The organism is Syntrophorhabdaceae bacterium, assembly GCA_028713955.1.
GTDB lineage: Bacteria > Desulfobacterota > Syntrophorhabdia > Syntrophorhabdales > Syntrophorhabdaceae > UBA5609.
On the sequence record JAQTNJ010000130.1, the window covers coordinates 1 to 8,708 of the forward strand.

Here is an 8,708-nt window from a genome sequence, read left to right on the forward strand (position 1 = left end):
CCGATCTCGGCATCACCCTTTCCGGGAGGCAACTGGCAGCGGTAAAGGCCTCTGTCAACAGCAAGATAATGGTCATTACCGGGGGGCCCGGGACAGGGAAAACCACCATTATCAACGCGATTATCAAGGTCTGCAACAAAATGGGACGAAAGGTTCTCCTCGCCGCGCCGACAGGCAGGGCTGCGAAAAGGATCACCGAGGCTACGGGCAGAGAGGCAAAAACCATCCATCGATTGCTCGAATACAGCCCGGGTGGTTCTTCGGGAGAGGGTGGATTTAAAAGAAACGAAACAAACCCTCTGGAGACCGACCTTGTCGTTGTCGATGAGGTATCCATGGTCGATACCCTTCTTATGTACCATTTTCTCAAGGCGATGCCTGCCGGGGCCACGCTGGTCCTTGTCGGGGACATTGATCAGTTGCCTTCAGTAGGCCCTGGTAATGTTTTAAAAGACATTATTGACGCAGGCCGTGTTCAGGTTATAAGGCTCAATGAGATATTCCGGCAGTCACGTCAGAGTATGATCATTGTAAATGCCCATCGCATCAATGATGGTGAGATGCCGCTTGCAGCGTATGGCGAAGGATCCCTGAAGGATTTTTACTTTTTCGCCATAGAGGAACCCGAAAAAGTGCTGGAAAAGGTGATCAGTCTCTGCAAAGAGGGATTGGTTTCGAGGTTCGGTTATGATCCGCTCAACGATATCCAGGTTCTTACCCCGATGCATCGCGGCACCGTGGGCGTGGCGAATCTCAACACAGAACTGCAGAAGGCGCTGAACCCTGCAAAAGAGGAACTTTTGCGGGGAGGCAAGCTGTTCAAGACCGGCGATAAGGTTATGCAGATACGGAACAATTATGATAAGGATGTCTACAACGGTGATATAGGAAGGGTTGCGGGTATTGACAGGGAGATACAGGAACTGAAGGTCAGTTATGACGGAAGGCTGGTCTCCTATGATTTCTCCGATCTCGACGAGGTCGTCCTCGCTTACGCCATATCGGTTCATAAGTCCCAGGGGAGCGAATATCCCGTTGTTATCATGCCCGTCCTGACGCAGCATTATATGCTTTTGCAGCGAAATCTTTTCTATACCGGCGTCACCCGCGGTAAAAAACTTGTTATCCTTATCGGTACAAAAAAGGCCCTCGCAATCGCAGTGAGGAATAACAAGCCCCAGAAACGGTACACGCTCTTGAGAGAAAGGCTGAGGAACGAAATACCTGTAAGGCGTGAGGCGCTATTGGAGCAAAAAGCAGAACACCCGTAATTCGTAAATCGTAATTCGTAATTGGATGAATCCTATAAAAGGTGAAATGTGGAAAGTGAAATGTGGAAAGTGAAAAGCAACAGGCCATTGTGAAGCAACAGGGCATAGCGGGGTGTCATTGCGAGCGGAGCGCGGCAATCTCAACTCTGATTTTTTTGCTATGAGCTATGAGCCGCCTTTTATTTCGTCCCTCGTCCAAGCGGAGCGGACGTCCTTCGTCCTTCGGTTCCTCCCTCCCGCCTCCAGCCTATCGCCTCACGGGTGTCCTGCTATGAACCGATCTCATCTTTTGCTGTTTTTAAATGCCTCCCACTCCCCCCTTCCTTTCAGGACATCGCGGTAGACCTCAAGGGCCTTGTTGACAAGGGGCATTCCTCCGTAAGGTGCAAGCTGGAAAAAGACCTCTGCCAGTTTGCGCGGGTCACACCCTACATTGAGGGCGGCATTCACGTGGAGCCTAAGCTCATCGGCAGCGCCGAGGGCCGCGAGCATCGCGCATGCTGCCATCTGCCTCTCGGGAAGCGTGAGCACGGTCCTTGAATAAAGGTTGCCGGTGATAAACATCGAGAGGTCGTTTGCGAGGTCCTTGTCGAATTCTTTCCATGTAAGATAAGGCGGGTCAAGCTTGATGCCGCCTGTCCAGAGCTTTTTCGCAGTCTCCTGGGTTCTCTTCTTTGCCTCTTCGTCCACGGTGAATCTCCTCCTTTGTTTTTTAAAGGTTTTACCACGTGCCTCTTCAGTGCGTCAAACGTTTACCGGGGCTTGCGTCGCCCCCTCCAGCAGCAAAGCGCGACCCGCAAGCGGGTACCCCGGCCTCCCCCTCTCGCTCGTGAACTCGCTACAGAATATAGGTCCAATAGGTCGTATAGGACCTATATTCAGATTCTCACCTTCTGCTCTTCTCACCCTCTCACCTTCTTGCTTTTTACTCTCCGCTCTCTGCTCCATGCTCTCTGCTGCCTTATACCGGGGCTTGCGTCGCCCCCTCCAGCAGCAAAGCGCGACCCGCAAGCGGGTACCCCGGCCTCCCCCTCTCGCCCGAGAACGGGCTAGTAAATATTATAGGTTCAATAAGTCCTATAAGACCTATATTCTTCTTTTCGTTTTTTACTCTCCGCTCTTTGCTCCATGCTCTCTGCTGCCTTATTAAAAGCACAGGGATGGATTACCGATAGGTTTTGGATCTGGTGACGATGTTGATATATGTTTCAAGATTGCTCAACGTCTCTATATCCACGTTCAGGAATTGAGCGCCTATGGTTATCTTGTCGCCGCCGCTGCGAAGGTTGCGTACCGTTGCCTGAACTGTTGTTACGCCCGATGACCCGCCTATATGGAGAGAAAACTTAACGTCATCGCCAACCTTGATATCGGGCAGACCCTCATGATCGCTTAAGTCAAAGAAGAAATTACAGCCACCGGCGCTGATATCAAGGATAACACCGGCATAGTCGATGTTGTTGTTGATCAATTTTGCCGGGAGGAAACAGGAAACCCGCTCTTGTTTTCTCAGATTAACAGTTTCGATGTGTTCGGGATAGGACAGCAGCATCAGACGAAAGGGTTCATCTATAATCCCGAGAAGCGTGCATTTAAACCCATAGACCATTCCTTCATAAAGATAACGGACTATGACGTGGTTTTCTTTATGGAGCTTTGTCCAGATGCCGGATATCTGGGGGCTGCGGGCGATAAGATATGAGTTTCTCTCCATTCCTACGAGCGTGGTCTTTGCGGATTCCTTTAAACCAACGAACTGAAGCTGCAATGTGGTGCCAAGTTCAATGCCAAGGTTCCCGGTCGTATTTGTCATAGCAATGGATGTATCCCTGACAGATTGTTACTATACTATGTACCTCTTTTTCAAGCCAAATGTGGACTGATAGAATATATCTGTAATCCCGAAGTTCTTTATTTGTATCAGTAAAGATGATAGAATGCCTGGAAACGTGAAAACTCAGGAGGATATGATGAGGAAACTTATGATCTGTGCAATCCTCTGTGCTGCTGTTATGAGCATAAGCGGTTGCGGCTATAATACGATGCAGGGCAATGAGGAAGCAGTAAAGGCGGCGTGGGGGGACGTAGAGGCCTCCTATCAGAGGAGAAATGACCTCATCCCGAACCTGGTTGAGACCGTCAAGGCATATGCAAAACATGAGCGTGAGACGCTGCAGGCAGTGACCGATGCGCGTGCAAAGGTCGGCAGCATCCAGGTGTCGAAGGATATGGTAGGTGACCCGAAGACGATGGCTCAGTTCCAGGAAGCACAGACAACGATGAGCAGCGCCCTGTCGAGGCTCCTGCTCGTTGTTGAGCGATACCCGGATCTCAAGGCGAATCAGAATTTCAGGGACCTCCAGCACCAGCTCGAGGGGACCGAGAACAGGATAAACGTTGCCCGTACCCGGTACAACAAGGCTGTACAGGATTTCAATACGTCCATCAGAATATTTCCGAACAATATAACGAACAGCCTGATCCTCCACCTGAGCCCCAAAGAACCCTTCAAGGCAGACCCGGGAGCGGCAAAAGCGCCGCAAGTGAAGTTCTAAGCAGAGAGCAGAGAGCAGAGAGCAGAGAGCAGAGAGCAGAGAGCAGAGAAAGACCCTTGTAAAACAACTTAGAGCAGTAAGATGACATATCGCAAAGGAAATATTTTTCATATATCGAATTTGATATTGATTGTTATCGCCCTATCTTTAACTCTCAGCTCTCAGCCCTTCGCTCTCCGCTCCGCTTTTGCCTTGGATGTTCCTCCGCTCCGCGGCTATGTGAACGATTATGCGAATATGATGTCGAGCCAGACAAGGGCGAAGGTTGAAGGGGAATTAAAGGCCTTTGAGCAGTCTGATTCAACGCAGCTCGTGGTCCTCACCATCCCTTCGCTTCAGGGTGAAGCGCTTGAAGACTTTTCCATTAAAGTGGCAGAGGCCTGGAAGATAGGACAGAAAGGAAAGGATAACGGGATCATACTTCTTGTCGCAAGCCAGGAAAGAAAGATCCGTATCGAGGTAGGGCGGGGACTGGAGGGAAGGCTTACCGACCTTACCGCCGGAAGGATCATCGATCTTGTCATCAAGCCGAGGTTCAAGCGTGGTGATTACGACGGCGGCTTTATTGCCGGGGTCCATGCCCTGGTGGATGCAACAAGGGGCGAATTCAAGGCCGAAGGAAGGCCTGCACCGGTAAGGAAGAGGCAGGGGTCTCCCATTCCGGCAATGCTGATATTCGGCGCAATTGTACTCTTTACCCTTGGCAGGATTTCGCGGATCCTGGGGGGTGCTGCAGGCGCTGTCGGGTTACCGGGTATTGCTTACCTCGCTTTAGGTCCATCGATAATGACGCTTATCGTGTTAGGTATTCTTGGATTGTTCCTGGGGATCTTTCTGCCGACCTTTTTTTCCGGCAGGCACGGCGGTGGCGGTGGTGGTTTCTTTTACACCGGTGGTTCATGGGGTTCCGGCGGTGATAGCGGGGGCAGCGATTTTGGCGGAGGCGGCGGTGGTTTTGGCGGTGGCGGAGCCTCAGGGGACTGGTAATGAAATATCACAGAAAGGCAGAACAGTTTTTTACGAAAAGTGAGAAGGAGAGGATCAGGAATACTACCAAAGAAGTTGAGTTGAAGACCGTCGGCGAGATAGCCGTTGTGGTTGTGGATCAGAGCAGTCACTACAGGGAAGCAGAAATACTCGGCGGCATATTTTCAGGAAGCCTCGTTTCCCTTATCGTATCAGCGGTCTTTTTCCATTCCTCGCTCTGGTTCTATATTCCGCTCTCGTTCCTTTTGTTCTTCCCCGGCCGTTTCCTCTTTCAGCGCGTGCCGCATCTAAAAGAGGTTTTTACCGGCAGGAAAAGAAGAGAGCTTGCCGTCAGGGAGCGTGCGGTCAAGGCATTCTATGAAAACGGTCTTTACAGGACCAGACAAAATACCGGCGTCCTCTTTTTTATCTCCCTGCTCGAAAGAAAGGTGTGGGTACTTGCCGATAAAGGTATCCACGAAAAGATCAAGCAGCAGACGCTGAACAGGTTCGCTGATGTGGTCTCAAAAGGTATCCGCGAAGGACGTGCCTGCGATGCCCTCTGCGAGGCCATCGGGGAAGCGGGCGAAGTGCTTGCAAAGCATTATCCTGTGACGCCGGGGGACGTGGATGAACTGCCCGACGGAGTAATCTGCGAGCCCGGCGGCGAGTGCGATACGTAAACCAGCAGACAGCCGTCAGCAGTCGGCAGAAAACATAAGTCGTGAGGCTAATAGAAAAGCAGAAGGTAAGAGGGTGAGAAGAGCAGCAGATACTCGTAGCCGGTCACTCGATACTCGTTACCGGACGCCGGTCTGATACATTGCAAGAAGCGAGATACGAGGAACAGGTTTTCGCCAGTATCGAGCGACCAGTGTCGGGTACTGGCTTCTTTTGAGTTCACTATATACGATATACGAACTACGATATACGGTCTTTTATTGGTTATCAGGAAAATTCTCTGAAGATCTCCCCGAAGCGGATGGTATCGATCACTTTCTCTCTGTATTTTTCGCCTATCGATTTCCGGGCGTCCTCAAGGTCATTCGATTTGACGCCGTTTTCCAGGGCGCAGTATGCTTCGACGTATGCAGCGAGGTCATCTACGACCTTTATCATTTCGCCGTCCCGGGGATTATATTCGTCCCCGTTGAAGGACATTGAGATATCTTCAGAGGTTGCTTTTATTGTTTTTCCATCCCTGATGACGATACTGCTGAATTCGTCTTCCGTGAACATCCTCACCTCAGCCTCCCACTCTCTGGGTATGAGGCTGAAGACCTCTTTTTCCATCTGCTCCTTCTCATAGTTTTTTATAAGCTTGTCGAGACCCGCGATCGATCTTTTGACCGGAGAGATGATATCGCGGGTAAGCACCTCGGGCAGGTCGTGAAAAAGGCCGGTAAAGTAATTGTTAAAGCACCGTTTTGCACACCCGTTCATCTCAAGGGAGATGAGATAGGACAGGATGGCAACAACGAGCATATGCCCCAGGACCGATGTTCTGGGCACCATGTTAATGTGACTCCACCGGAGCTGGAACCGAAGCTGCCCGCAGAGATCGAGAAAGTTCCTGTATTTTGCGTAGAGCGCAAGCTGCTGGATGCCTTTCAGGTCGTAGTATTTTTCCTGTTTCTCCTGGAGAAAGGACTTGATCTCAGGTATCTCGTAGCCATGGGGGTTCGCACGCTCAATGATGTCAAATTCCCAGCGCGTTGCGTAGAAATGGGCAGCGCTTAAGATCCTCTTGTTGATAGTGTCATCCGTGTTTGCGAAGTATTCTTTGAACCGTTTTACGAATGTATCGCCCAGCAGCGCAATGGTCGGTTCCAGTTTTTTGAAGACCCATTCGTTCAACCGTTTGTATTGTCCGGGGTCCTCTTTGATCCTGTTGAATATCTGCGGTTTCAGGTCGGTGATGACAAGTCGTTCGAGAAATTCGAACAAGGCGCCTTCAATGATCTCCTGCCAGTTTAACCCTTCCCTGTTCTCCTCAAATTTCCCGAGAAAATACGCGATGGTCATCTTGTGCGCCTGTTTGTCGAGCTCCATGAGTTCTACAGGTCTGATCTTGTCGTTCCACCGCCTCATCCCGGCGGCATGAAATATTTCGAGGATGAATTCTTTTGTGATCATCGTTATCCTGAAGAAACTATTATATACCGTACATGCTGTTATTAAAACGAAATAAAAAAAGGCTGCCGGTTAGAGCAGCCTTTTTATTGTCTACGTCTTACGACTTACGTCTCACGGCATCTGTCAGGCTTTTGCGATCTCAAAGGACATCTGGCCATCTTCGTACTGCAGGGGCTTGACCGTGACATCCATGCCGACCTTCACGTCTTCAGGCTTGAGATCTTTCGCGAGCCTCGCGAAGAGCTTGAGATCGCTGAAATCGACGACGCCCATCGTATAGGGGCAATCCTTCTCAAAGCCGAAGGGTGCATAATAAGCAATCGTAAAGGTCTCGAGCTTGCCTTTTTTCGGCATTTCGAACCAGTCCATATCTTTTGAGAGACAGCTCGCGCAATCTGCCCTTGGCGGGAAGAATTTGGCGCCGCACTGTTTGCATACTGTCCCTTCGATCTTTCCTTCCGTAAGCAAATCAACAAACTTCGCTGTTTTTGTAATGCCGGTAAAGCTTTTTCTTCCAAATTTTTCGAATCCCATTATATCACCTCCCAAAGATTGTCACGTTGCCGTAAAGGCCAACACCACCGACGTTATGAACGAGACCGATGCCCGGACTGCCGGGCACCTGCATCGGACCTGCCTCATCGCGAAGCTGCAGTACGATCGTCCTGATCTGTGAGCCGCCGGTTGCACCGATCGGATGTCCCTTGGAGAGAAGGCCACCGTCGACGTTGACCGGGATCCTGCCTTCCTTGTACGTTGCCTTTTCACGGATAAGTTGTTTGCCTTCGCCCATCGGCGCGAACCCAAGGCCTTCATATGCCATGATCTCTGCAATGGTAAAACAGTCATGAACTTCGGCCACTTTTATGTCTTTTGGCGTTAAGCCGGCCATTTTGTAAGCCTCATCCGCTGCCCCGTAACCGACGCTAAGACCCTTTGCAAAATCTGGTCTTGCCGCCATGTTGACTGCTTCGGAAGCCGCACCGATGCCCAGAATCCAGATGGGTTTCTTGGAAAATGCCTTTGCCTTCTCAGCATTGGCAAGGATGACGCATGAACTCCCATCTGCATTGGCGCAGGCATCACCGACCCGAAGCGGCCACGCAACTGCACCGGCCATCCTCGCATCCGGGTTACTCGCGTCGAAGTCCGAAGCCTTTACGCCTTTACGATAGACCGCTCTCTCGTTGGTCTGACCGTAGGTACCTGACTTTATTCTTACATTCATGAGATCATCGGGTGTCAGTCCATTCTTTGCCATGTAGGCCTGTGCATACAATGCATAGTAAGCAGGCATCATGGTGCCGAAGGGGGCCTCCCACTGGATATCCGCGCCCCGCCCCATTCTCTCCTGGGATTCGGCAGATGTGATCTCTGACATCTTCTGGAACCCGAGTACCACGACGATGTCATGGAGGCCTGCCTTGATCATGCTGTAGCCCACCTTCACACCGGAACTGCTCGATGAGCAGACGGTCTCAATATAGAAAGTCGGCTGAGGGATCAGCCCCAGATACTCAGCGAGAACGCCGGCAGGCGACCTCTGCTTGTCATATTCAGGGGCCGAACAAAAAATAGAAGCGCCAACATCCTTCTGGGTAATGCCTGCATCCTGCATGGCTTCCCTGAATGCCTCAAAGGCGAGTTCCCTGATGGAGCCTTCATAGCCTCTTACGAACGAACTCTGGCCCACACCGATAACTGCTACATCTTTTGCCATACACTCCTCCTTAACTCATTTTTTTGTGTTTTTTCCTCTTTGATACATTGCTACGAACCG

The 8,708-nt window shown here is 50.8% G+C and carries 9 protein-coding genes; 4 read left to right on the plus strand and 5 right to left on the minus strand.

The genetic code is table 11. The annotated features are described in order from the left end of the window. Positions 1–1,271: AAA family ATPase (locus PHU49_11045; protein ID MDD5244538.1), on the plus strand; the 1,271-nt coding region annotated here is incomplete at its 5' end. A 282-nt stretch (positions 1,272–1,553) separates the two neighbouring features. Here PHU49_11045 and PHU49_11050 read toward each other — a convergent pair. Then, positions 1,554–1,961, minus strand: coding sequence for a carboxymuconolactone decarboxylase family protein (locus tag PHU49_11050; protein MDD5244539.1), 408 nt, complete (start codon positions 1,959–1,961; stop codon positions 1,554–1,556). Between the two features lie 475 nt (positions 1,962–2,436). Continuing rightward, entirely contained in the window at positions 2,437–3,084 is a 648-nt protein-coding gene (locus PHU49_11055; GenBank protein ID MDD5244540.1) for a flagellar brake protein, read from the minus strand. A gap of 154 nt (positions 3,085–3,238) precedes the next feature. On the opposite strand from PHU49_11055, the gene PHU49_11060 reads away from it, so the two are divergent. From PHU49_11060 to PHU49_11070, 3 genes are all read left to right on the plus strand, one after another. Continuing rightward, entirely contained in the window at positions 3,239–3,826 is a 588-nt protein-coding gene (locus PHU49_11060) for a LemA family protein (protein ID MDD5244541.1), read from the plus strand. A gap of 219 nt (positions 3,827–4,045) precedes the next feature. Further along, entirely contained in the window at positions 4,046–4,813 is a 768-nt protein-coding gene (locus PHU49_11065; GenBank protein MDD5244542.1) for a TPM domain-containing protein, read from the plus strand. Next, the gene (locus PHU49_11070) at positions 4,813–5,475 is read left to right on the plus strand and encodes a TPM domain-containing protein (GenBank protein ID MDD5244543.1); all 663 of its coding nucleotides are present in this window, start codon (positions 4,813–4,815) and stop codon (positions 5,473–5,475) included. The genes PHU49_11065 and PHU49_11070 overlap by 1 nt, the downstream gene beginning before the upstream one ends. Before the next feature lie 265 nt (positions 5,476–5,740). Here the strand turns inward: PHU49_11070 and PHU49_11075 are convergent, their stop codons facing one another. The 3 genes from PHU49_11075 to PHU49_11085 form a co-directional block, all read right to left on the minus strand. Beyond that, entirely contained in the window at positions 5,741–6,928 is a 1,188-nt protein-coding gene (locus PHU49_11075; GenBank protein MDD5244544.1) for an HD domain-containing protein, read from the minus strand. Positions 6,929–7,051: 123 nt separating this feature from the next. Beyond that, on the minus strand, positions 7,052–7,462 hold the full coding sequence (locus PHU49_11080; GenBank protein MDD5244545.1) for a Zn-ribbon domain-containing OB-fold protein: 411 nt from the start codon (positions 7,460–7,462) through the stop codon (positions 7,052–7,054). Between the two features lie 4 nt (positions 7,463–7,466). Continuing rightward, on the minus strand, positions 7,467–8,648 hold the full coding sequence (locus tag PHU49_11085) for a hypothetical protein (protein MDD5244546.1): 1,182 nt from the start codon (positions 8,646–8,648) through the stop codon (positions 7,467–7,469). Positions 8,649–8,708: the final 60 nt, after the last annotated feature.

What these genes read in the sequence shown, in the direction of transcription:
- PHU49_11055 (MDD5244540.1), bottom strand. Translation starts at nt 3,084, where the DNA reads ATGACAAATACGACCGGGAACCTTGGCATTGAACTTGGCACCACATTG.
- PHU49_11060 (MDD5244541.1), top strand. Translation starts at nt 3,239, where the DNA reads ATGATGAGGAAACTTATGATCTGTGCAATCCTCTGTGCTGCTGTTATG.
- PHU49_11070 (MDD5244543.1), top strand. Translation starts at nt 4,813, where the DNA reads ATGAAATATCACAGAAAGGCAGAACAGTTTTTTACGAAAAGTGAGAAG.
- PHU49_11075 (MDD5244544.1), bottom strand. Translation starts at nt 6,928, where the DNA reads ATGATCACAAAAGAATTCATCCTCGAAATATTTCATGCCGCCGGGATG.
- PHU49_11080 (MDD5244545.1), bottom strand. Translation starts at nt 7,462, where the DNA reads ATGGGATTCGAAAAATTTGGAAGAAAAAGCTTTACCGGCATTACAAAA.
- PHU49_11085 (MDD5244546.1), bottom strand. Translation starts at nt 8,648, where the DNA reads ATGGCAAAAGATGTAGCAGTTATCGGTGTGGGCCAGAGTTCGTTCGTA.